The sequence below is a fragment of the Methylocystis parvus genome, assembly GCF_049675845.1.
Taxonomy (GTDB): domain Bacteria; phylum Pseudomonadota; class Alphaproteobacteria; order Rhizobiales; family Beijerinckiaceae; genus Methylocystis; species Methylocystis parvus_A.
In genome coordinates this window covers 3692033-3713999 of sequence record NZ_CP187161.1, presented here as the reverse complement: position 1 = coordinate 3713999, position 21967 = coordinate 3692033, and the positions used below count along the sequence as shown (strand labels likewise).

Sequence of the window (21967 nt, the reverse complement as noted above, 5' to 3'; positions counted from 1 at the left end):
GGAGTTCGGGTAGCAAGCGATGCGCCAGAGGCGGGCTTGACCATATGGTTAAATCACTATATCCGAAACGCCGTTCGGCCTCCGAGTCGGAAAAAACCCGAAAAGGCGATGAGCGCAGAGCTTTCATCCCCGCGAGCGCCAAGCGCCGAGGACTGCCTCCTCAAGGCGCAGCTCGTTCAGAAAATCGACGCGCTGTTGAAGGAGCGCGGCCTGAAGCAGGTCGAGGCCGCGCAACTTTTTGGCGTAAAGCAACCCGACGTCTCGAAGATGCTGCATGGCGACTTCAGGCAGTTTTCGGTGGAGCGGCTCCTGCGTTTCCTCGTCGCGCTCGGACAGGATGTGGAGATCGTCGTGAAACCGCATCGCCCGGACGAAGCCGCGACGCTCCGCATCGCTTGATTGGAAAACAAGGAATCTCTTATGACCGCAGTCGCGCGCATTGAGAATTTCGCCCCCATCGTCCCGGAAGCGCTGGAGGCCAGCATCCAGAGCGCCAAGCGCGCGCTGCTGGCGGACGGCAAGGCGGACGGCCATTGGTGCTTCGAGCTCGAAGCCGACACGACAATCCCGGCCGAATATGTGCTGATGCGCCATTTCCGCGCCGAGCCGGTCGACGCCGAACTCGAGCGCAAGATCGCCGTCTATCTGCGCCGGTCGCAAGGCGAGCATGGCGGCTGGCCGCTCTTCCAGGACGGCGCCTTCAACATCTCGGCGAGCGTGAAGGCTTACTTCGCGCTCAAGATGATCGGCGACGATATCGATGCGCCCCACATGAAGCGCGCGCGCGAGGCGATCCACGCCCATGGCGGCGCAGCGACCTCCAACGTTTTTACGCGCTCGCTGCTCGCGCTCTATGGCGAAATCCCGTGGCGCGGCGTGCCGGTCATGCCGGTCGAGATCATGCTGCTGCCGAGATGGTTCCCCTTCCATCTCGACAAGATCTCCTATTGGGGCCGCACGGTGCTCGTGCCGCTGCTTGTGCTGATGACCTACAAGCCGCAGGCCAAGAATCCCAAGGGCGTGCGCATTCAGGAACTCTTCACGACGCCGCCGGAAGAAGTGAAGGTGTGGCCGAAGGGCGAGCACCAGACCTGGCCCTGGGCGCATATCTTCGGCGAGATCGACAAGCTGCTGCGCCTGATCGAGCCGCATATGCCGAAGCGTTCGCGCGAATACAGCGTTCAGCTTGCGGAGCGCTGGACGACGGAGCGCCTCAACGGCGTCGATGGCCTCGGCGCCATCTTCCCGGCCATGGTCAACAGCCTGCTGATGTATGATGTGCTCGGCATCCCGGAGACCGACCAGCGCGTGAAGGACGCGCGCGAATCGATCGAGCGTCTTCTCGTCGTCAACGAGACCGAGGCCTATTGCCAGCCCTGCGTCTCGCCGGTTTGGGACACTTCGCTCGTCGCGCACGCTCTGCTGGAAACGGGCGACGAAGACGCGCGCGAGCGTGCCCGCGCCGCCTGCGACTGGCTGGCGCCCTTGCAGGTGCTCGACGTGAAGGGCGACTGGGCGGCGCAGCGGCCGGATGTGCGTCCGGGCGGCTGGGCCTTCCAATACGCCAACGCCTATTACCCGGACGTGGACGACACGGCGGTCGTCGCGACCGCCATGGATCGCCTCACCAGCGCCGAAGAGAAGAAGCCCTACGCCGAGCGCATCGCGCGGGCGAAGGAGTGGATCATCGGCATGCAGTCGAAGAATGGCGGCTGGGGCGCCTTCGACGCCGACAACACCTATCACTATCTCAACCACATCCCCTTCGCCGATCACGGCGCCCTGCTCGACCCGCCGACCGTGGACGTCTCCGCGCGCTGCGTATCGATGCTGGCGCAACTCGGCGACACGGTGGAGACGAGCGACTGCCTGAAGCGCGGCGTCGATTACATCATCAAGGATCAGGAGAAGGACGGCTCGTGGTTCGGCCGCTGGGGCGCGAATTATATTTACGGCGCCTGGTCGGCGCTTTGCGCGCTCAACGCCGCCGGCCTGCCCCACAGCCACGAATCCTATCGCCGCGCCGTGAACTGGCTCGTCTCGATCCAGAACCCGGATGGCGGCTGGGGCGAAGACCTCTCCAGCTACAAGATGGATTACAAGGGCTACGAGCCCGCGCCTTCGACCTCCTCGCAGACCGCCTGGGCGCTGCTCGGACTCATGGCGGCGGGCGAAGTCGATAATCCGGCTGTCGCGCGCGGCGTCGCCTATCTTCAGGCGACGCAGGCCGATCACGGCCTTTGGGACGAGCCGCGCTTCACCGCGACCGGCTTCCCGCGCGTCTTCTATCTGCGCTACCACGGTTATCGCCGCTTCTTCCCGCTCTGGGCGCTGGCGCGCTACCGCAACCTGATGCAGACCAACAGCAAGCTTGTGACGGTCGGCCTCTGACGGCCTGCCTCTCCCGCAAGGCGGCGAGGGGCGGCCCGCGCGCCCGGCGCAGCGGAACAAGCGCTCGCCTCCCTGTTCACCGTTGACTTCGCCCTCCGAAACATCGGAGTTATGGCGACGGTCACGAACAGGGAGGGCCCATGACGCTCGTTCAAACCCGCCGCCGGGATGCGGCGCGGATCACGGCCCCTGGCCCCGTCCTCGTCATCACCGGTATGAAGCGCGAGGCCGGCTGCGTCACGGGCGAGGGCGTCGTGCCGATTTGCAGCGGCGCCAGCGTCGCGCGGTTGCGCCAACAGCTCGACAGTTTTCAGGAGCGCCGCTTTTCGGCCGTGATCAGCTTCGGGCTGGCGGGCGCGCTGGATTACGCCCTGCGCCCCGGCGACATCGTCGTGGCCGACACGGTCGTGGCCGGCCATGCGCGCCATGAGACCCACGGCCGCCTCTCGGAGGCGATTTCCGAAGGGGTCGCAGCCAAGGGTTGCAAGGCGATTCCCGGCGCCATTGTGGGCGTGGACGCGCCGGCGATGAACCGTACGGCCAAGACCTTTCTGCGTGAATCGGCGCGGGCGCACGCCGTCGACATGGAATCGCACCTCGCCGCCGACTTCGCGCGCGAGCGCCGGATCCCCTTCGCCGTACTGCGCGCCATCAGCGACCCGGCCGCCCGCGCTTTGCCGCCGCTCGCCGCCAAGGCGCTGACGCCGGAGGGCGACGTCGATGGAAAAATTGTGGCGCGCGAACTGATTCGCGCGCCACATCAAATCGGCGGATTGATCCTCGCGGGTCTCGATTCCCGCGCGGCCTTCCAGTCCCTAGGCCGCTGTGGACCGCTGCTCGGCCCGCTGCTTCGCCTCGTGCTCGCGGATCTCTGACAGCTTGGCGATATTCTCGTCATAGACATATTCGGCCGGGCGCTGGTTCTCGAGCGAGATGTCGGGCGCCATCGGGCCTTCCGTGCGCACGCCGAAGAGGGCGACCCAGGCGGCCTTCCAGGGGCGCCTCACGGTGTCGGCGACAGCGGTCGGCTCGAAGCCGCAATGCACCATGCAGTCCGCGCACTTCTCGTAATTGCCGACGCCATAGGCGTCCCAATTGGTCTCTTCCATCAATTGCTTGAAGGTCGGCACATAGCCTTCGCCCAGCAGATAGCACGGACGCTGCCAGCCGAAGACGGTGCGCAGCGGATTGCCCCAGGGCGTGCAGTGATAGGTTTCGTTGCCCGCAAGGAAATTCATGAACAGGCCCGACTGCTGGAAGGCCCAGGCCCGCCCGCCGCGGCCGCGGCTCAAAATCGCGCGGAACAGCTCCTTGGTCTTCTGGCGGTTCAGGAAGTGGGTCTGATCCGGGGCGCGCTCATAGGCGTAGCCCGGCGACACCGTCATGCCGTCGACGCCAAGCGCGGTCGTGTCGTCGAGGAATCTGGCGACCCGCGCCGGATCGGCGTCCGAGAAGAAGGTGCTGTTCGTGGTGACGCGAAAGCCCTTGGACTTGGCGAGCTTGATCGCCTCGACCGCGCGCTCGTAGACGCCCTCCTGGCTCACCGCCTTGTCGTGCATCTCCTTGTCGCCGTCGAGATGGATCGACCAGGTGAAATAGGGATTGGGCTTGTACTGGTCGATCTTCTTGGCGAGCAGCAGCGCGTTGGTGCAGACGATCGCGAATTTGCCGCGCTTCGTGATGCCCTCCACGATTTGCGGCAGATCCTTGTGCAGCAAGGGCTCGCCGCCGGCGATGACGACGACCGGCGCGCCGCATTCGTCGACCGAGGCGAGGCATTCCTCGACGGACAGGCGCTTGTTCAGAATATGGTCGGGGTAGTCGATCTTTCCGCAGCCGGCACAGGCGAGATTACAGCGGAAGAGCGGCTCGAGCATCAGAACGAGGGGGTAGCGCTTGCGACCCAGAAGATGCTGCTTGACGAGATAAGTTCCGATCTTCGCGACGTAACGAAAAGGTATGGACACGGCGTGTTCCTGCTATGATGCGCGACCTTCAAGGGGCCGCGTGACAGAGGCGCCGGCGCGCGTCCTGCCGCGAGCGTCGCGCCGAAATGGCCGTCTAACACGAAACGGCGCGCGAGGAAAACCCAGCCAGCCAAGGGCTTCGAAGGGGCGGTGGAGCCAGTGGGGGGCCAGCTCCCGCAAGCTGCTTGCGAAATGGCGAAAATAGGTCTCATTTCGCTGGCATCAAGCGTCGAGCGGTCGGCGGGGGCCAGACAATAAGGAGCGATTTCCAGATGACTGTCGCGACGCCGCCTGCGCGCCCCTCGGAGCATCCGGCGCCCCACCGTCTCGTCTCCGCACGAGCGCTCTTCGCGCCGCTGAAACGCTTCTGGGCCGGGGAGATCGACCTCGGCCGCATCGGCATGGCGGTGACGCTGCCCGTCCTCGCCTGGGTCTTCTACACGACCTCCTCCGGCATGATCGACATCATGCAGAAGGAGCAGGGCGACCTCGTCGGCATCGCCGGCACGCTCGTGGCCACGACCGCTGTGCTCGTCATGCTGGCCTCGACCTCCTGGTCGCTGGGCGCCGACCTCGCAGCGCTCATCGCGCGGCGGCGCATGGCGCGTGAGCGCATGGTGATGAAGACCATCGTCACGGCCGTCGTCTTCCTGTTCGTGTTCTCGATCTCTGCCTTTTTCTCTTTCACCTATTACTACAACAACATCTTCAAGCTCTCGTCGCGCAAGATCGTCGCCGAGCTGCAGCCCATGGAGCTTGCGGCGGACGTCGTGCTGCCCGCGACGAAAGAGATCAATGCGGCCTATGAGGCGGCCTCCGCCAGGATCGTCGCCAACCCCTCCTTCAAGGCCTATCTCGAATCGCTGGACGGGCTGATCGACGCCGCCCGCACCGCCGGCCCCGCTTTGCGCGAGGCGATTCGCAAGAGCCAGGAGGCGCAGCAGGCGGTGCTCGCCAAGGCGGCGCAGCAGGCCGCAAGCGAATTGGAAAGCGCCCGCGCGGCGGGACGCCAATTTGAGGAAGCGCAGGCCGAAATCGCCGCAATCGACCGCAAGGTCGCGGATTTCGACGCCATCATCAAGGCCAAGCAGGACGAGATCGCCGCATTGACGGCCACGGCGCGAAGCGAGGAGCAACTCGCCGTCGACGCCGAACACGGGTTAGACAACAAGGGGGCCGCGTGCGGACCCAATTGCCGCGGCCATCGCATCAAGGCCGAGGAAGCGAATCGGCGCGCGGCGGCGATCCGCCAGACGCAGGCCGGCCCGATGAGCGAACGCGCCGGCGCGCTGAAAAGGCGCGACGCCCTCGCTGCCCAATCCATGGCGCTGAAGCAAAAAGCCGAGTTGGCGACGACCGCCGCCGGGAGGCCGCTGCCGAAAGCCGAGGCCGCGCTCGATCTCGACGCCACGCTGCGCGACCTCACGGCCCTGCGCGACCAGCTGCGCGTCGAACCCACATGGGCGAAAATCCGCGAGGCGAAGCCGCTCTGCGAACCCATTTTGACCGCCGCGCGCCAATCCAATGCCCTGCCCGGCTCCGTCGCCCGCGATTTCTCCTGCGAACCGCAGGGCGAGGCGCGTGATCTCCTTTCCGCGCGCGACGAGGTGCGCGCGGCGCGCGGCGCCTTCGACCAGAAATGCGGGCTGGAGACCGGCCTGCGGGACGAGTTGAACGCCATCGTCCTCAAGATCCGCAACGCGCCCGCCTCGGACAGGACAGCCGCCGCAAATGGCTTCAATGCGGCGAAGGGCCTCGTCGACGCCTGCGTCGTCGCGGGCAAGGCCGTGGGCCTCACCGAGGACAATGTCCGCGACTTGCTGAAGAGGAGCGACGCTTACATGCGGGCGCACTCCACCGAGCGCAACAAGTTCGAACTCGCGCGCGAAGCCTTCTGGAGCTTTACGCCCGACTCGACCATGGCGATCGGCGTCGCCATGGCGCAGGACGCTTTCCTCTTCATCATGAAGTTCCTGTCGGAGATCTTCAAACGGGGTCTCGAGGCGCGGGAGCGCCGACAGTTCATGACGCCGATGGATCTGACCGACGACGAGGACGAGCCCGTCGAAATTCGAGCCATGAAGGCGATGCTGCGCGTCGCGAAGCCCACGCATGGCGACATGAGCGAGATCGACCCGCAAGACCCCGCCCTGCAACTCCTGGCGCAGAATGTGCGCGACAATCTCGTCGCCATCCTGAACCGCCTCGTGCGCGACGAAATCGCCCATGTCGACCGCAAGGGCGCCTATGTGATCGACAACGTCACCATCTCGCAGGTCGAATCGCGCCTCTTTGCGGCCATGAAGCCGCGCGCCTTGCGCGCCGCGCGCTATGCGCTCGAAGGCTCGGCGGCGGGCGGCGGTCCCCGCGCCTATTACAGCGACACAGTGCTGGCGAGCACGCGTCGCCGGCGTCCCACGGCGTTGGAGCGTTATCTCTCGCAGGACGGGGCGGCGTCGGACGAAACCAGACAGACAAAACGCGCTCTGGCTGACTTCGCCTGAATCCTCACGCGGACTGCTTCTGAGCAGGCCAGATCAAGCCCGTCAATTCGCTCTCGGGAAGCGGAGGCGACAGGAGGTAGCCCTGCCCCTTGTGGCAGCCGAGCGCCCTCAGCGCCTCCAGCTGCTCCTTTGTTTCGATGCCCTCCGCCACGCATTGCATGCCGAGTCCGTCGCACATGCGGATGATGGCGCCCACAATGCTCGCGGCGCGCGGCTCCGCGACAATGCGATCCACGAAGCTCTTGTCGATCTTGACCTTGTCAATCGAGAGATCGCAGAGCTGGCCGAACGACGAGTAACCGGCGCCGAAATCGTCGAGGGAGATCCGGATGCCGGCCGCGGCGAGACTCCCGATGGTGCGTGTCGCCATTTGCAGATCGGCGAGCACCGCCGTTTCCGTCAGCTCGATCTCCAGCCGCGACGGCGGCAGACCGCATTCCGCAATCGTGGAGAGGATCGCGAGGGCGGTTCCCTGCTGATCCATCTGCGCAGCGGACAGGTTGAAGGACAAAATCATGTCGCTCGGCCATTTGCGCGCCGCATCCGCGGCGAGGCGCAAAAGCAGCATGGACAGCGGCGCGATCAGGCCGCTCTTTTCCGCGGCCGGGATGAACTGGTCCGGCGGCACGACTCCGAGTTCCGGATGACGCCACCGGGCGAGCGCTTCGAAGCCCGCGAGTTTGCCCGACGCGAGATCGACGATGGGCTGGAAGTGAACGCTGAACGCCTCGCTCTCGATCGCCCCGCGCAAATCCTGCGCGACGATCATGCGCCGCAGGGCGCTGCGCTCCAACGCTTCGGAAAAGACGACGACGCTCCCGCGCGCTTTCGCCTTCGCCTCGTAAAGCGCCATGTCGGCGCGCTCGAGCAGTCGATGCGCGTCCTCGCTGTGGTGGCGAAGCGCGACGCCGCAAGAGCAGGACATATGGGCGGTGACGCCCCCATGGGCGAAGGGCTCCGCGACCGATCCTACGAGCCTGCGAGCGGCCGCGACGACATCCGCCTCGGACTCGAAGGCTGGAACCAGAAGCGCGAATTCGTCCCCGCCCATGCGCGCAAGCAACCCTACCTGCCCGACGCTGGCGGCGAGCCGCTTCGCGGCCTCGACGAGGAAGAGATCTCCGACAATGTGGCCATGCAGGTCGTTGACGGGCTTGAATCCATCGAGGTCGATCATCGCCACGGCGAAGGGGGTGTCCAACGCCGACCATTCGACCAGACGGCGGTCGAAAAGACGGCGGTTCGGAAGGCCCGTCAGCGCATCGGTTGAGGCCAGCTCGACAGCTTCCTGCCGAAGCGCAGCGTTCTCGACATTGGAGCGCACCAGCGCCGAAAAGGCGTCATAGGTCCGCCCGAGCAAATGCAGGACGCCTCCGGCGAGCGCGAGAAGCGCGGGCAAGGACAATTCGAGCGCGCTCTCGCCGGAAACGAGAAAGACCGTGGCTGCGGCCAGCGTGGCGATCAACAGCACCAGCCGCGCCGATCGCGGCAGGACGGCGAGATGAAACGACGTGCCGACGGCGGCGCTCCAGATGAGCATCATCGCCATGGCCTGCTGTGGCGCGCTCGGCGCGCGCGCGACCACGACGGCGATCGCGCAGAGCCAGACGCAGGTGAGGACGCTGACCCGCGACGTGCCGTCGAGCTCGCGCCGCATGTCCTCCGTCGTCAGCCGCTTCCATCGCTTGCGCAAACTCAGCCAATGGCGCGCACGCACGCCCGACCCGACGATCAGCACGCCGGCCCAGGCCGCGAAGAACGCGGGCGACGCCAGATCCCTGAGGAAATAGACCAGGAAGCCGACGAAGAGCGCAACGATGAGATAAAGGCCGGGAATATTCCGGGCCATCGTTTTGAATTGCGCGGCAACGACAGCGTCGTCGCCGGCACGCATGACAATCGGCTTCATCACAACAGCCCAGGCCCAACTGGGCGAGGACCATAGGACCAAAAGCTAAATCAATTATTCGCCCAAGTTTTTACGACACGTCATGCAGGCGCAATACTTGTGTTGCAACTATGAATATCCGCAACAATGCTCAAGCCGCCGCTCGCGCATGCCGCCAGGACGGCACGTAGCGCAGGCAAAGTCCCGGCAGCGGATGCGCAAGGCCAGAGACGACGCTGATGTCCCGCCAGCGGGGGAAAGCCCTGGGAAGCATCTGCAGCGTGAGGCCGACGGCGGCGAGGAACTCCGCTTCGCTGGCGAAATCATGGGCGCCGAAGTCGCGCACCGCGTCCGCCCCCGTCTCGGCTCCCTCCAGCAGAAGCTCGAGCATGGGAATGGCCCAGTCGGAGCGCTCGACCACATGACGCACGCCCTCGGCGTCGAGACGCGCAATGCGCCAGCTCAGCGGCGGATCGTTGAGACGCGCCGCTTCGGATTCGACGGCCAGATCGGGCAGCGCCCGAAGTTCCTGCGCGGCGACCGAGAGGCTCGCGGCCGGATGGCGCTGGAAAAATTCCAAAGCGCCGACCCAGATCGCCGCCTGCTGATGAAGCCGCCCGAAGCCGCGTTCGCCATCCTCGGGCCGAAAGCGCGCCCGCATCAGGACGATGGAGTCGCCAACGCTGCGCGCGACCAGGCAACCCGTTGTTCGCGCGTCGATGTCGATCGCGTCTGGCTCGAAGCGGCGCAGCCCCATGAGCCGCAAGGGAGAAAGATAAGGGTCCCATTCCCGCCCGAGGCCCCGGGAACGCCGGGTGACGGCATAGCCCGCGGAAGGTGGGACGCGGCGCTCCTCGCCCTCGCCGAGCTTGCCGTAATGGAGGCGGTGAAAGGAGATGATGCACGACTCTTCGCCTGCCGGCGCGCCCATCGCCATAAGCGGGACCCTCACTGATAATACGCGTTTAACTAGAAATAAGAGGATTCCATTAAGCAAGAATTGAGGCTGGAGAAATTTCTTCAGCTCTGGCGTCGAGTTGCGCATGTGAAAAGGTGAAAGGGCTGTCGAGCCCGAGAGCCGCGTAAAGGATGGGTTCGGCGGTCAGGAACGGGCGCCAATATTCGCTATAGGCGCGCGCGCCTTCGAGCCCCGCGCGCCGGAAGCGCCGCTCGCCGGGCTGATGCGGGTCCATATTGGGATTCTGGAAGCGCTTCACAAAGCCGTAAGCCGAGGAAACCGTATAACGGACCGAGACGCCGCCAGGCTCCAATGCGCGCAGGCGGTCGAGCCATTGCGCCGCCCGCACCGACTTGCGCAGCACATGCAGCGCCACAGCCGGATCGCACGCATAGGTGAAGGCGCTAGGGCCGAGACGCGTGAAGAGCCGCTCATATTGCGAGAAGACGACGACGACGCGCTTCAGCTTCTTCTCCCGCGCCAAAGCAAGCCGGTCGATCAGGCGCGCCAGCGTGCCGGTCCAGGCGGAATCGTCGAGACGCACGAGCGGCAGCACCATGACGAGCGCCTCCGAATCGAGCACCTGCCTGGCAAGCTTGGCCTTGACGTCGTTCAGGATCGCCACCTCGGCGCCGTCCGGCGGCACGGCGATCTCGCCCGCCGAGTCGATGATCTCGAGCAGCCAGGGCCCGCGCGTGACGATCTCCGGCGGCGCCTCGCCATTCACGGACAGGCGGAAGTAATATTCGTAGGTGTTGAGCGTGTCGGTCGCGACGCCGCCATTGGCGAAATCCTGCTTCAACCGCTCGTAATCGCCCTGCTCGATCGTCAGCAGATCGGCGCGGCGCTGGTCGGGCTCGGCGTTGAATTCCGCGGGTGAGATCGGCTGGAGCGCCGGACGCAGGCGCGGTGAATAGCCGAACGCGCTCTGCGCCACGCAATCGGCGAGCGAGGCGAGCAGCGAGGACTTGCCCCCCTTCTTCGGTCCGATGAGACAGATGGCGACTTTCTCGGTCATTCCCGATTCCCTGCGATGGCGGGGACCATACAGGGCGTAAGCGGCGCGGGGAAGGCAGGCGCCAGTCGACCGACCGCGCCCGTCGTGCTAATCGCGGCCCATGCTCGAAGGCCTCCCCCCCAACGGCGCAAGCCATGCGCTGCGTCTCTCCACCGACGAACAGCGCGCCCGCGCCGTCGCCGACATCATCGTCGAGACATTCGACCCCACCGAGACCGCCGCCGCCGCCTTCGAGGTCGACGACGGCCCGGTCTGGACGGTCGAGGTCTATTTCGCGGACGCCCCCGACGAGGAGGAGATCCGCGCTTTGATCGAGGCGGTCAGCGACGCCGAGACGGCCGCCCGTGCGGAATTCGCCGAGATCGCCAAGGAAGACTGGGTCCAAAAATCGCTCGCCGGGCTCGAGCCCGTCCGCGCAGGCCGCGTCGTCGTCCATGGCTCGCATGACCGCGGGCGCCTGAAGCCCAACGACATCGGCGTCGAGATTGAAGCCGCGCTCGCCTTCGGCACCGGCCATCACGGCACGACGCTGGGCTGCCTCAAGGCGCTCGACCGCATCTCGAAGCGCCGCCGCCCGGCCCGCGTCCTGGACGTGGGCACCGGAACGGGCGTCCTCGCCATCGCCGCCGCCAAGCTCCTGCGCCAGTCCGTTGCTTGCGGCGATATCGACCCGGTCGCGGTCGAGACCGCCCGCGTCAACGCCGTCCAGAACGGCGCCGGTCCTTATGTCCGTCCCGTGGTCGCGGTCGGACTGCGCCATGATGCGATGGCCGGCAAATACGATCTGATCTTCGCGAATATTCTCGCCAAGCCCCTGAGGCTTCTGGCGCCCAGCATCGCCCGCGCCGCAGCGCCGCACGCCGAGCTGGTTCTGTCGGGCCTGCTGGCGAAGGACGTCGCCGGCGTCCTTTCCGCCTATGCCGCGCAGGGCTTTGCGCTCGCCGAGCGTGGAGACATCGACGGCTGGGCGACGCTGGTCCTGCGGCGCGGCGGGGCGCGTTGACGCTTCGCCGCCTGGGTCCGTCAGACGCCGAGGCGTTGCAGCGACTGAGGATCGAAGCTTTTCGCCTGGAGCCGCACGCTTTCCGCTATGCGCCCGAGGACGAGGCCGCGATCCGCCCGGCTGAATGGGCCGCCCGGCTGGAGCGGGATGTCGTGCTCGGCGTCTTTATTGGGCAGGAACTCGCGGGAGCCGCGGGATTGACCGTCTTCGAGGGCGCCAAAGTGCGACACAAGGCGCTGCTCTGGGGCATGTATCTGCGCGCGGCCCATCGCAGCTCCGGGGTCGCCGACGAGCTGATGGCGGCGCTGCTGGCGCAGGCGCGCGAGAAGGCCGAGATCGTCACGCTGACCGTCATCGACCAGAACGCCCGCGCCAAGCGGTTCTACCAACGTTGGGGCTTCGAGACCTACGGCGTCGAGCGACGCGCCGTGAAGCTCGAAGACGGCGCCTATCTCGACGAAGCCCTGATGGCGCGCCCGCTGACGTGACCGGCGCTTGCGAGAAGGCATTGCCCCTCGCCATCGCCGGGACTAGCTTTGCTTCATGTTCGAAGCAAAATTCCAATCCTTCGCCGACGCCTCATCGTCCCACAACAGCGCCGCGCGGGTCTCCGCGCTGCGCGACGAACTCGCGCGCCAGAACCTCGACGGCTTCCTAGTGCCGCGCGCGGACGCGCATCAGAACGAATATGTGCCCAAGAGCGCCGAACGTCTCGCCTGGCTGACGGGCTTTACCGGCTCTGCCGGCTTCGCCATCGTGCTCCTTGAAGAAGCGGCGATCTTCGTCGACGGGCGCTACGTCATTCAGGTGCGCCATGAGATCGACGGCAGGATCTTCAAGCCCATCGACATCTCCGAGACGGCGCCGTCCGCCTGGCTCGCTGAACATGCGAGAGAAGGCGCGCGGATCGGTTATGACCCATGGGTGCACACCAGCGGGCAGATCGAGCGCTTCGCCAAGGCCTGCGAGGCGCGCAAGATCGAGCTTGTCCCGCTCGAAACGAATCCGATCGACGCGCTCTGGGCCGAACGCCCGCCCGAGCCTGCCGGGCATGTCGTCATCCATCCGGCCAAATATGCGGGTGAGACGGCCGCCGCGAAGATCAAGAAGCTGCGCGAGGCGCTGAAAGGCGCCGACGCCGCGCTGATGTCCGACCCGCACGCCATCTGCTGGGCGTTCAACATTCGCGGCGCGGACGTCGCCCATACGCCGATCGCGCTTGCCTTCGCCTGGCTTCCGAAGGAAGGCGCGCCGGTTCTCTATATCGACGACGCCAAGCTCGACACGAAGACGCGCGCGGCGCTCGAAAAATTCTTGATGTTGCGGTCGCCCGCCGCGCTGATCGACGACCTGACGCACGCCGGCAAACGTGGCGAGACGGTGATGTTCGACGCGGCGACGGCGCCCGTAAAGCTCGTCGAGGCGCTGCGTAGCGCTGGCGGCAAGCCGCGCGTGACGGAAGACCCGGCGGCGCTGCCCAAGGCGATCAAGAACAAGGCGGAGCTGGCCGGCGCGCGCGAAGCGCATATTCGCGACGGCGCGGCGCTGACGCGTTTTCTCGCCTGGTTCGCGGAAGCCGCGCCGAAAGGCGCGCTGACGGAAATCATGGCGGCGGAGGCGCTGGAGACCTTCCGCCGCGAAAATGGCGATCTGCGCGATATTTCCTTTCCGACCATTTCCGCCTTCGGCGAACATGCGGCGATCCCGCATTATCGCGTGACGGAGAAGAGCAATCTGAGAATCGGCAAGGGCGTCTATCTCGTCGACAGCGGCGCGCAATATCTCGACGGCACGACGGACGTGACGCGCACGGTCGTGGTGGGGCGCGCGTCGAAGCAGTTGAAGGACCATTTCACGCGCGTGCTCAAGGGCCATATCGCCATCGCCCGGGCCGTGTTTCCAAAGGGCGCGTCCGGCACGCAGCTCGACGCCTTCGCGCGGCGTTATCTATGGGAGGCGGGGCTCGACTTCGATCATGGCGTCGGCCATGGCGTCGGCTCCTATCTTTCCGTGCATGAGGGGCCGCAGCGCATCTCCAAGCTCGGCGCCACGCCCCTCGTTCCCGGCATGATCCTCTCCAACGAACCCGGCTATTACCGCGCTGGCGAATATGGCATCCGCCTCGAAAATTTGGTGATCGTCGAAAAGCGCGAGATCGTCGGCGCCGAGCGGGAGATGTATGGCTTCGAGACGATCACGCTCGCGCCTTTCGATCTGAACTGCGTCGAGCCGAAGCTGATGAGCGCGGAAGAGATCGCCTGGCTGAACGCCTATCACGCGCAGGTGCGCAAGACGCTCTCGCCGCTGGTCGATGCGAAGACGCGCAAGTGGCTGAGAGAGGCGACGCAGGCGATCTGATCTTCTCGGCGGCGACGCGCGCATCCACCCTCCCCTCGGAGGGGGAGGGTCGAAGCGCAAAGCGCTTCGGGGTGGGGTGATGCGGCGCGCGAGCGCCGGAAAAGAAGAAATTCGTCGAATGACCAGCCGCGTCATTGCGGCTCCACCCCACCCCGGCGCCGCACCGACCCTCCCCCTCAAGGGGAGGGTGAAACAGCCGTCATTTCGAGCGAAGGGAAGTAATCCGTCGCCGCGTCGGGTAGGTGGATTGCTTCGACGCTACGCTCCTCGCAATGAAGGATGCGACGATTGTGTTCCCCACAAACAGCGATTGCGTCCACTGGCGAGTAGTGCAAACGGCGCGTCGACGACATCGTCACCTATTCCGCCGATAAAAAGGGCCAGGTCGAGAAGAGCAGCGCCAAGCAGATGCCCAAGAACTGCCTCTAGGCCGCCGTCATCGAAACGTCGTCTCTCCGTCATGCAAGCTCTATCCAACCGTCACGGAAACGCAGTCGCAGCGTCGCGAAAACGCAGCCAAACGGGCCTATCAATGCGACATGGCGTTTACGACGGACATCGCGGCCAAGCTGACGCGCGACGCGTCTTCCAATCCGCAAAACGGCCTCGCGGCCCTCTGGTTTCAGCGCTTTCTCGCCGCGGATCTCGCGGTGGTGCATTTCTTCTCCCGCTCCGCGCAGCCGACCGCCATCCGCTATCTCGCGATCGGCGTGAGCAGGCTCGGCAATGGCTGGATTTACCTTCTTCTGCTGCCGCTCGTCTTCTGGGGCCTGGGATGGAACGGCTGGCATGTCGTCCTGCTCGCGGGCCTCAACGCGGCGCTGCTGCATCTGCTCTACCCGATCATCAAGCGGCGCTTTCGGCGCAGGCGCCCCTACCATGTCGACGCCCGGTTGCCGTCACTCTTGAAGACGCTGGACGAGCATAGCTTCCCCAGCGGCCACGCCATGACGATCACCGGCGTGCTCGCGCCGATCGTGCTCGCCTGGCCGGCCATGACGGTCTCGGCGGTCCTCATCGTGTTGTCGATGGGATGGTCGCGCATCGCGACGGCGCATCATTATCCGACCGACGTCATCGCCGGCATTGCGCTCGCAACCGCCCTCGCCTTCCCGCTGTCGAGCTACGCGCTCTCATTTTTCTGAGCGCGGCGCTCGCGGCGCAAGTCGCCCCTGCAGCGCTCGGAACAGGTCTTCACCTCCTCCCAGCACGCGCGCCACTTCTTGCGCCAGGCGAAAGGGCGGCCACAGGCGAGGCAGATTTTTTCGGGCAGATTCGCTTTCCCGCGCGCTTGGCCGTGTCGAGACATCAGCCAAAGATGGCGCGCGGGTTCTTGCGCGCAAGAGATCAGGCGGCGCGCGGCAGCGTGACCGACGGGATCGGCGGCGCAGCGCTCACGCGCCCCTTGGCGCCTTCGAGCGCGCCTGCCGCGAGCTCCAGACCAAGAAAGCGCGCGCGCTCCACGGGCCCCGGCAGGATCAGCTTCTCCGTGAAGCGCTGCGCGAAGCCGAAGCGGCGATAATAGGGCTCATCGCCGACGAGCAGCACGGCGCGATGGCCGAGCGCCCGCGCGCGGGCGAGAGACGCGCGTATCATTTGCGCTCCGAGGCCGAGCGAACGCGCATGTTCGGCGACCGCCAGCGGGCCGAGGAGCAGCGCGGGACGGCGCCCGCCGGCGAAGATCGGCCAGAGGCGGATCGTCGCGATCAGTTCGCCTTCGTCATCCTTGGCGACCAGCGCCAGTCCAGACGCGGGCTTGCGCCCTTCGCGCAGCCGCTCGCAGGTCTTCAGGAAACGCCCTGGGCCGAAGGCTGCGTCGAGCAGCGCCTCGCGCGCCGGGAAGTCGGCCGGCGTCTCGTCGAGAATCGCAAGAGCCGGGCGCGTCGACGGCGCGGGAGCGACGGGCGCGAGGAAGGTGCGGTGAAGATCAAAGGTCATCTGTTCCTCCTTCGAGAGGACAAGCGACCCTCGCGCCTGGCGCAGGTCATGCGCCCGCCGTACGGGACTGGTTACACGGATTGGGTTCTCGTCCTCTCCCGCTTGCGGGAGAGGCTCTGGCGAGCGCGGCCTTTATCCGTCACGCCTACTCCCGTGAGTGGAGAAGGCGGCGGGTTCAGATGATGAAGGTCTCGAGCGGCGGGAAGCCGTTGAAGCCGACCGCCGAATAGGTGGTCGTGTAGGCGCCCGTGCCCTCGATCAGCACTTTCGTGCCGATTTCGAGGGAGACCGGCAGATCATACGGCTTCTTCTCGTAGAGAACGTCCACCGAATCGCAGCTGGGGCCGGCGATGACGCAGGGCGAGACCGGCGCGCCGTCCGCCTCCGTGCGGATCGGATAGCGGATCATCTCGTCGATCGTCTCGGCGAGGCCGTTGAACTTGCCGATGTCCAGATAGACCCAGCGCAGTTCGCCCTCCGCCGCCGACTTCTTCGAGATCAGCACGACTTCCGCCTCGATGACGCCGGCGTTGCCGACCATGCCGCGACCCGGCTCGATGATCGTCTCCGGGATGCGGTTGCCGAAATGCTTCGACAGCGCGCGGAAGATCGCGTCGCCATAGCGCTTCACGGCCGGCACGTTCTTCAGATATTTCGTCGGGAAACCGCCGCCCAGATTGACCATCTGAAGATGGATGCCGCGCTCGGCGAGTTCACGGAAGATGTCCGCCGCCGACTTCAGCGCGCCGTCCCACTTGCGCGGGTCGGTCTGCTGCGAGCCGACATGGAAGGACACGCCGTAAGCCTGCAGGCCAAGACGATGCGCATGCTCCAGAACGGTCGTCGCCATCTCCGGGACGCAGCCGAACTTGCGCGACAGCGGCCATTCGGCGCCGGAGCCGTCGCAGAGGATTCGGCAGAACACCTTGGAACCCGGCGCGACGCGCGCGATCTTCTCGACTTCCTCGACGCAGTCCACTGCGAAGAGGCGGATGCCGAGCTGATAAGCGCGCGCAATATCGCGCTCCTTCTTGATCGTGTTGCCGAAGGAGATGCGCTCGGGCGTCGCGCCGGCGGCGAGCGTCTGCTCGATCTCCGGCACGGAGGCCGTGTCAAAGCAGGAGCCGAGCGAAGCCAGCAGCGAGAGCACTTCCGGCGCAGGATTCGCCTTCACGGCGTAGAAAACGCGCGTGTCGGGCAGCGCCTTGGCGAAGCCGAGATAGTTCTCGCGCACGACGTCGAGATCGACGACGAGGCAGGGACCGTTGTCGCGGCCCGCGCGGCGGCGCTCGGCGAGGAATTCGTGGATACGGTCGGTCATTGCGGCATCCCCTTCGAAGGGCGCGGGTCGAGCCGCGCCAGGAACCTGTTTGCTTCGGCGGATGCACGACGCCGTTCCCTCGCGCGCGGTGGAAGACGCGACGAAGGTTGTATGCGCCAGCAATCCAGGATCGTTTCGCGCGTCATGCGCTGGCGATCCGGTGATGCGCCGTTAGCTGGCCAGACGACGAAAAACATGCGCAAGCGCATGCCGCTTCGGTTCCGAACAGCCATCGATTGGAAGGGGAGACCCCGTCCGCACGCCCGGCAAGAAAGACAAGCCTCTTCGGTGCGTCGGCCTTTGGAGGAGCCGACAGAGACCAAAAAAGCCCGGTCCGTCGTTGCTTTAAGTCGCGATCCTCCGCTGAGGGCGGAGTTCGCCGGTTCGCCTCCGGCTGCCGGTTTTTACTCCGACGGTTAACCGGCCTCTTGTCCGGATCCCCGCCGACCGACACACGACCACAGGCACGTGCGATTTGGGCAAAATCGTAGATACGCCGATTTTGACCGATGACAAGCTATTTTTGACCGACTTGGCATTTTTTTGAGGCATGACGCAAAGGCGCCGCAGCCTGTCGCCGCAGCGCAGCAAGGGTCAAGGTTGCGAAATTGTAGCGATCTCGCTAATTAACCGCCTTCGCGCCCAGCCCCTGAGGGGCGAAGACGGCGCTTTTTCCGGTACCTTGAGCATGAGCGAACTCACTCGGCGCCAGATGATTGGCGCCCTCGCCGCGACCGGCGTTCAGCTTGCTGTCCCTGCGCGCGCCCAGAATCAATCCCCGAAATTCGGGTTCGACGACGTCCTGACCCGTGCGCGCGCCCTGTTGGCTGCGCCATACGAAGACGTGGTTCCGCGTCTCCCCGACCCGTTCGACGCGCTGGATTTCGACACCTGGCGCGATGTCGTGTTCAAGCCCGAGCGCGCCATTTTCCACGAGATCCCAGGCACCTTCGAGATCCAGGCCTACCATCTCGGCTTCCTGTATCGCCGCGCCGTGACGGTGAATACGATCCGCGACGGCATCGCCGCGCCGATTCCCTACTCGACCGCGATGTTCAACTACGGGAAGCTCAAGATCGACAAGCCGCCGTCGATCAATACGGGCTTCGCCGGTTTCCACCTGAATTTCCCGGTCAACGGTCCGCATGTGCAGGACGAGGCGGTTTCCTTCGTCGGCGCGAGCTATTTCCGTTTCCTCGGCCGCGGCCAGCAATATGGGCTGTCCGCGCGCGGCCTCGCCGTCGAGGCGGGCACGAGCAAGGAGACGTTCCCCGTCTTCCGCGAGTTCTGGATCGAGACGCCGACGGCCGGCAGCAACCACATCACGATCTACGCGCTGCTCGACAGCGAGGCCGCGACGGGCGCCTATCGCTTCGATCTGACGGTCGGCCAGGAAAGCACGATGGACGTGCAGGGGACGATCTTCCCGCGCCGCAACGGCGTGAAGTTCGGCATCGCGCCGCTCACGTCCATGTATCTCACGGGCGAAAACGATCGCCGCGTGCGCGACGGCTTCCGCAGCGAACTGCATGATTCCGACGGGCTGATCATCCGCAACGGCGCGGATGAGTGGCTCTGGCGCCCGCTCGGCAATCCGGTTCGCGAGCGGATGACGGCGTTCTTCGACAAGAGCCCGCGCGGTTTTGGCCTCTTGCAGCGCGACCGCACTTTCGAGTCCTATCAGGATCTCGACCTCGCCTATCAGAACCGGCCCAGCTACTACGTCGAACCCATGGGAGACTGGGGCGAGGGTCATGTCGAGCTGATCGAACTGCCGACCCCCGACGAGACGAACGACAATATCGTGGCGAGCTGGACGCCGGCGACGCCGCCTGAAGCGGGCAAGCCTTTCTCCTTCGCCTATCGCATCACCTCCGGCCTCGACATGCCGCGCCTCGCGCCTAACGGCCGCGTCGTGCACACATTCGAGGCGCCGGCGCGCGCGCTCGGCTCCTCTGAGCCCGAAAACGCCGGCTCGCGGCGCTTCCTGATCGACTTTGCGGGGGGCGATCTGGGTTATCACGTTGCCGACGTGGGTCAGGTGGAAGCCATCGGCACCACGTCGAAGGGCAAGGTGATCAGAACCATCGTCACGCCCAACCAGCACATCAACGGGTTGCGGGTGCTGTTCGACGTTTCGCTCCCGCCGGGCGAGACGGCGGATCTGCGCCTCTTCCTGCGCGCTCATGGGCGCACGCTGACGGAAACCTGGACCATGCCCTGGTCGGCGCCGTCCGGGACTTAAAGTTCAGACCGGAAGGAAAAGGGCGAGCACGAGAAAAGCCATCGAGCCCAGGAGCAACGCCAGATAAGGCCATGCGATTCGGGGCTTCGAGAGGTAGCAGCGCATCATCGCGACGAGCGCCGGATGGGCCTGCGGTTCGGTTGTCATTAGACCTCGCTCGTCCTTGCGGACTTTTCAACTTCCGCCGCTTTAGCCGCACTTAGCGAAAATAAAAAGGGGGAGCAAAACGCTCCCCCTTTTTGCTTACTGAGCCAGCTTCACCGCCGGCGGCTTCCAGCTGCCGTCGATGATCGACGGCGCCTTTTCGGTCGGCCAATACATGCGCAGCGTCATGTTGAAGTCCTTGTCGCTGGCCGGCAGCCAATTGACTTCTTTGTCCTTGCCCGGCGAGTCGTGCTGGACATAGAGGTCGAGGGAGCCGTCCTTGTTCTTCTTGAGTGGCATCCAGCTGCTGATCGCATAGCGATTGAGGGGATTGGCGACGAAGAAGGATTCCGGATTGTACATAGTCACTGACCAGAAGGCGTTTACCGGCGGCGTCGCGCCCTTGTCGAAGTGAATGACATATTTGTTCGCGCCGTTGAGCGCCTTGCCGTCGCCGTCGACGAAGGCCGATGGATAAACAGCGTCCTGGGGCAGGTTGGCGCCGAGTCCGATGAGCGCGACCACCGCGCGCGCGCCGTAATCGGAACCGTAATTGCCGAGGATCATCGGCGGCACGCGCCACCCATTCACAGGGGCGCCGGTTTCCTTGGAGGCCGCCAGCAGCTTTTCGAACGCGACGGAGACGGACTGCTCCAGCCCCTTCGCGACCGCCGGTTCAAGCTTCGAGAGTTCGAACTTCTCGCCGGGAACGACGCCGATCGCCTTCAGCTTCTCCAGCAGCGGGGCCTCGGACGCAGGCGGCGGGTTGGATTTCAGAAGCGTCGCCATCCGGTTGAAGAAGACCTCCGCGCTCATCTTCTGCACCTGCTCGATCGGCGGCGTCTTCATGTCGAAGCTCGGATCGACCTTGCCTTCCGGCGGCGTATACGGCTTGCCGAAAGCTGAGAGCGGCGTGACCTTGAAGCCGTCCTGGATCTTGTGGACGGCCGGATAGTCCTGCGGGCCGTTGGTCTGCGTGCGGCCGATGATCCACGCCATGTTGGTCGGCGATTTGTATTCAGTCAGGCCCTTGGGCAACTTTCCGGTCCAGCCGGGGCCGGTGATAACGAAGTGCCCAGCCTTCGTGCCCGTAGTGCGCTTGCCCGGCGAAGCGAAGACATTCGTCCAGGCGTCGAGCATCGGCATCAGATAATAACGGCCATGCGTATCCGGCACGCTGAGCACGATCGGCTCGGCCGACAGGTCGAGAAAAGCCGATGAATAAAGCGTGTCGACATTGGCGCGCACGACGTCCTTGAAGGAAGCGTCGGGGAAAGCGCGGACATTGACGAACTGATTGACCGGCGCTGCGAAGCCTTCGGGTTTTGCGACATTGGTCGTCTTGTCCTTCGTGACGTCCATGATCACGAGAGGCAGGCCGTAAACAACCGCCTCGACGCCCGCCTTCAGCGCCTCCTGGACCTTGGCCTCGTCATTCGCCGTCTCCACTTTCGCGGAATCGCCGGTTGAGGCAGCCTGCTTGTCGTTGCAGCCGCCGAGCGCGCCCATAGTCGCGACCAGAAGAATTGACGCCCATCTTGCTTTCATAAAGTCCCCCTGGCGCAAATGCCGATCCCGGCGGCGCCGCTGAAAAACGCAGGAGCAACAACCCGGCCACAACTCAAGGATTATGGCGTTCCAGCCTTAAACCGGACGTCGCATGGCTAGCATATCGCCGCCGAGCTTTCCACGCAGATGGTCCTGCAGGCCCCAAGGACTTGGCGGACCAAGGATAATGGCGCGATGTCTCGGTGCGCCGACCCTTTCACTTAAGCCGAGTCGCACAGCCGATTCGCTGCCGAAAGCGCCGCCTTCGCGCCGCCCTCGCGAAATACGCTCTGCTCGAACGCTGCGAGCCCACGCCGATTGAGCGCGCCACTGAGCGGATCGATGCAGATGAGGCGTTCGAGCTCCTGCTTCATTTCGTTTTTGCGCCGCGCGGCCTCCGCGACGAACCAGGTCATGGGCGGCGCCAGGGTCAGCGGGATAAGGACGGCGCTCGTGAAGATCATCGTAAGGCCGGCGCCGAGCGCCAAGACAAAAGGATAGTCGACGACGATCGTCGCGGCGATCGCGACAATCGTGCAGAGCGCCACAAGCTTGATCGCCTCTCGCTTCGAGCGAGGCGTTAGAAAACGGATCAGAGACTCTCGCACCACCAAGCCCCGGTCACACCGTCGCGTGGGGACCATCTTGATGGGCTCGGGTAAATAGATGGCGGATCAAAAGACC

At 65.2% G+C, this 21967-nt stretch carries 19 protein-coding genes; 9 read left to right on the top strand and 10 right to left on the bottom strand.

Annotation, left to right across the window (positions count from 1 at the left end):
- Window positions 1-108 precede the first annotated feature (108 nt).
- From ACPFMJ_RS19180 to ACPFMJ_RS19170, 3 genes are all read left to right on the top strand, one after another.
- Window positions 109-399: a helix-turn-helix domain-containing protein gene (locus ACPFMJ_RS19180; RefSeq protein ID WP_424361490.1), complete on the top strand. Its 291-nt coding sequence runs from the start codon at window positions 109-111 to the stop codon at window positions 397-399.
- 21 nt (window positions 400-420) lie between these two features.
- Complete coding sequence (shc, locus tag ACPFMJ_RS19175) at window positions 421-2391, top strand: squalene--hopene cyclase (protein ID WP_424361489.1); 1971 nt, start codon at window positions 421-423, stop codon at window positions 2389-2391.
- 140 nt (window positions 2392-2531) lie between these two features.
- On the top strand, window positions 2532-3266 hold the full coding sequence (locus ACPFMJ_RS19170) for a phosphorylase (protein ID WP_424361488.1): 735 nt from the start codon (window positions 2532-2534) through the stop codon (window positions 3264-3266).
- Here the strand turns inward: ACPFMJ_RS19170 and hpnH are convergent.
- A complete protein-coding gene (hpnH, locus tag ACPFMJ_RS19165; protein WP_424361487.1) occupies window positions 3207-4358 on the bottom strand; it encodes an adenosyl-hopene transferase HpnH in 1152 nt (383 codons plus the stop codon). The genes ACPFMJ_RS19170 and hpnH overlap by 60 nt on opposite strands.
- 272 nt (window positions 4359-4630) lie before the next feature.
- Between hpnH and ACPFMJ_RS19160 the strand changes: the two genes are divergently transcribed.
- A complete protein-coding gene (locus ACPFMJ_RS19160; RefSeq protein ID WP_424361486.1) occupies window positions 4631-6862 on the top strand; it encodes a hypothetical protein in 2232 nt (743 codons plus the stop codon).
- 4 nt (window positions 6863-6866) lie between these two features.
- Here the strand turns inward: ACPFMJ_RS19160 and ACPFMJ_RS19155 are convergent, their stop codons facing one another.
- The 3 genes from ACPFMJ_RS19155 to ACPFMJ_RS19145 form a co-directional block, all read right to left on the bottom strand.
- Window positions 6867-8756 (bottom strand): putative bifunctional diguanylate cyclase/phosphodiesterase, encoded by a 1890-nt coding sequence (locus ACPFMJ_RS19155; RefSeq protein ID WP_424361485.1) that lies wholly within the window; start codon window positions 8754-8756, stop codon window positions 6867-6869.
- A 145-nt stretch (window positions 8757-8901) separates the two neighbouring features.
- Window positions 8902-9702 (bottom strand): hypothetical protein, encoded by an 801-nt coding sequence (locus ACPFMJ_RS19150; RefSeq protein ID WP_424361484.1) that lies wholly within the window; start codon window positions 9700-9702, stop codon window positions 8902-8904.
- 37 nt (window positions 9703-9739) lie between these two features.
- The gene (locus ACPFMJ_RS19145) at window positions 9740-10726 is read right to left on the bottom strand and encodes a hypothetical protein (protein ID WP_424361483.1); all 987 of its coding nucleotides are present in this window, start codon (window positions 10724-10726) and stop codon (window positions 9740-9742) included.
- 100 nt (window positions 10727-10826) lie between these two features.
- Here ACPFMJ_RS19145 and ACPFMJ_RS19140 point away from each other — a divergent pair, with 100 nt between their 5' ends.
- The 4 genes from ACPFMJ_RS19140 (at window position 10827) to ACPFMJ_RS19125 (ending at window position 15232) form a co-directional block, all read left to right on the top strand.
- The gene (locus ACPFMJ_RS19140; RefSeq protein WP_424361482.1) at window positions 10827-11729 is read left to right on the top strand and encodes a 50S ribosomal protein L11 methyltransferase; all 903 of its coding nucleotides are present in this window, start codon (window positions 10827-10829) and stop codon (window positions 11727-11729) included.
- On the top strand, window positions 11726-12217 hold the full coding sequence (locus tag ACPFMJ_RS19135) for an N-acetyltransferase family protein (RefSeq protein WP_424361481.1): 492 nt from the start codon (window positions 11726-11728) through the stop codon (window positions 12215-12217). Before ACPFMJ_RS19140 ends, ACPFMJ_RS19135 begins: the two co-directional genes overlap by 4 nt.
- A 55-nt stretch (window positions 12218-12272) precedes the next feature.
- On the top strand, window positions 12273-14087 hold the full coding sequence (locus ACPFMJ_RS19130) for an aminopeptidase P family protein (protein WP_424361480.1): 1815 nt from the start codon (window positions 12273-12275) through the stop codon (window positions 14085-14087).
- A gap of 539 nt (window positions 14088-14626) precedes the next feature.
- Entirely contained in the window at window positions 14627-15232 is a 606-nt protein-coding gene (locus ACPFMJ_RS19125; RefSeq protein WP_424361479.1) for a phosphatase PAP2 family protein, read from the top strand.
- Here ACPFMJ_RS19125 and ACPFMJ_RS19120 read toward each other — a convergent pair.
- The 3 genes from ACPFMJ_RS19120 to ACPFMJ_RS19110 form a co-directional block, all read right to left on the bottom strand.
- Window positions 15211-15396 (bottom strand): DUF2256 domain-containing protein, encoded by a 186-nt coding sequence (locus ACPFMJ_RS19120; RefSeq protein WP_424361478.1) that lies wholly within the window; start codon window positions 15394-15396, stop codon window positions 15211-15213. The two genes, ACPFMJ_RS19125 and ACPFMJ_RS19120, sit on opposite strands and share 22 nt — an antisense overlap.
- A 38-nt stretch (window positions 15397-15434) precedes the next feature.
- Complete coding sequence (locus tag ACPFMJ_RS19115; protein WP_424361477.1) at window positions 15435-16025, bottom strand: GNAT family N-acetyltransferase; 591 nt, start codon at window positions 16023-16025, stop codon at window positions 15435-15437.
- Window positions 16026-16200: 175 nt separating this feature from the next.
- On the bottom strand, window positions 16201-17346 hold the full coding sequence (locus ACPFMJ_RS19110; protein ID WP_424361476.1) for a type III PLP-dependent enzyme: 1146 nt from the start codon (window positions 17344-17346) through the stop codon (window positions 16201-16203).
- 688 nt (window positions 17347-18034) lie between these two features.
- Here ACPFMJ_RS19110 and ACPFMJ_RS19105 point away from each other — a divergent pair.
- Window positions 18035-19591: a glucan biosynthesis protein gene (locus tag ACPFMJ_RS19105; protein WP_424361475.1), complete on the top strand. Its 1557-nt coding sequence runs from the start codon at window positions 18035-18037 to the stop codon at window positions 19589-19591.
- Window positions 19592-19594: 3 nt separating this feature from the next.
- Here ACPFMJ_RS19105 and ACPFMJ_RS19100 read toward each other — a convergent pair whose 3' ends face one another.
- The 3 genes from ACPFMJ_RS19100 to ACPFMJ_RS19090 all read right to left on the bottom strand — a co-directional run bounded on the left by ACPFMJ_RS19100 (window position 19595) and on the right by ACPFMJ_RS19090 (window position 21891).
- Complete coding sequence (locus ACPFMJ_RS19100; protein ID WP_424361474.1) at window positions 19595-19738, bottom strand: hypothetical protein; 144 nt, start codon at window positions 19736-19738, stop codon at window positions 19595-19597.
- Window positions 19739-19834: 96 nt separating this feature from the next.
- The gene (locus ACPFMJ_RS19095; protein ID WP_424361473.1) at window positions 19835-21283 is read right to left on the bottom strand and encodes a DUF1254 domain-containing protein; all 1449 of its coding nucleotides are present in this window, start codon (window positions 21281-21283) and stop codon (window positions 19835-19837) included.
- 221 nt (window positions 21284-21504) lie between these two features.
- Entirely contained in the window at window positions 21505-21891 is a 387-nt protein-coding gene (locus tag ACPFMJ_RS19090; protein ID WP_424361472.1) for a hypothetical protein, read from the bottom strand.
- Window positions 21892-21967 lie beyond the last annotated feature (76 nt).

Coding starts and splice junctions, on each gene's coding strand:
- ACPFMJ_RS19180 (WP_424361490.1), top strand. CDS start 109: ATGAGCGCAGAGCTTTCATCCCCGCGAGCGCCAAGCGCCGAGGACTGC.
- shc (WP_424361489.1), top strand. CDS start 421: ATGACCGCAGTCGCGCGCATTGAGAATTTCGCCCCCATCGTCCCGGAA.
- ACPFMJ_RS19170 (WP_424361488.1), top strand. CDS start 2,532: ATGACGCTCGTTCAAACCCGCCGCCGGGATGCGGCGCGGATCACGGCC.
- ACPFMJ_RS19160 (WP_424361486.1), top strand. CDS start 4,631: ATGACTGTCGCGACGCCGCCTGCGCGCCCCTCGGAGCATCCGGCGCCC.
- ACPFMJ_RS19155 (WP_424361485.1), bottom strand. CDS start 8,756: ATGCGTGCCGGCGACGACGCTGTCGTTGCCGCGCAATTCAAAACGATG.
- ACPFMJ_RS19145 (WP_424361483.1), bottom strand. CDS start 10,726: ATGACCGAGAAAGTCGCCATCTGTCTCATCGGACCGAAGAAGGGGGGC.
- ACPFMJ_RS19140 (WP_424361482.1), top strand. CDS start 10,827: ATGCTCGAAGGCCTCCCCCCCAACGGCGCAAGCCATGCGCTGCGTCTC.
- ACPFMJ_RS19130 (WP_424361480.1), top strand. CDS start 12,273: ATGTTCGAAGCAAAATTCCAATCCTTCGCCGACGCCTCATCGTCCCAC.
- ACPFMJ_RS19125 (WP_424361479.1), top strand. CDS start 14,627: ATGGCGTTTACGACGGACATCGCGGCCAAGCTGACGCGCGACGCGTCT.
- ACPFMJ_RS19120 (WP_424361478.1), bottom strand. CDS start 15,396: ATGTCTCGACACGGCCAAGCGCGCGGGAAAGCGAATCTGCCCGAAAAA.
- ACPFMJ_RS19115 (WP_424361477.1), bottom strand. CDS start 16,025: ATGACCTTTGATCTTCACCGCACCTTCCTCGCGCCCGTCGCTCCCGCG.
- ACPFMJ_RS19110 (WP_424361476.1), bottom strand. CDS start 17,346: ATGACCGACCGTATCCACGAATTCCTCGCCGAGCGCCGCCGCGCGGGC.
- ACPFMJ_RS19105 (WP_424361475.1), top strand. CDS start 18,035: ATGAGCGAACTCACTCGGCGCCAGATGATTGGCGCCCTCGCCGCGACC.
- ACPFMJ_RS19100 (WP_424361474.1), bottom strand. CDS start 19,738: ATGACAACCGAACCGCAGGCCCATCCGGCGCTCGTCGCGATGATGCGC.
- ACPFMJ_RS19095 (WP_424361473.1), bottom strand. CDS start 21,283: ATGAAAGCAAGATGGGCGTCAATTCTTCTGGTCGCGACTATGGGCGCG.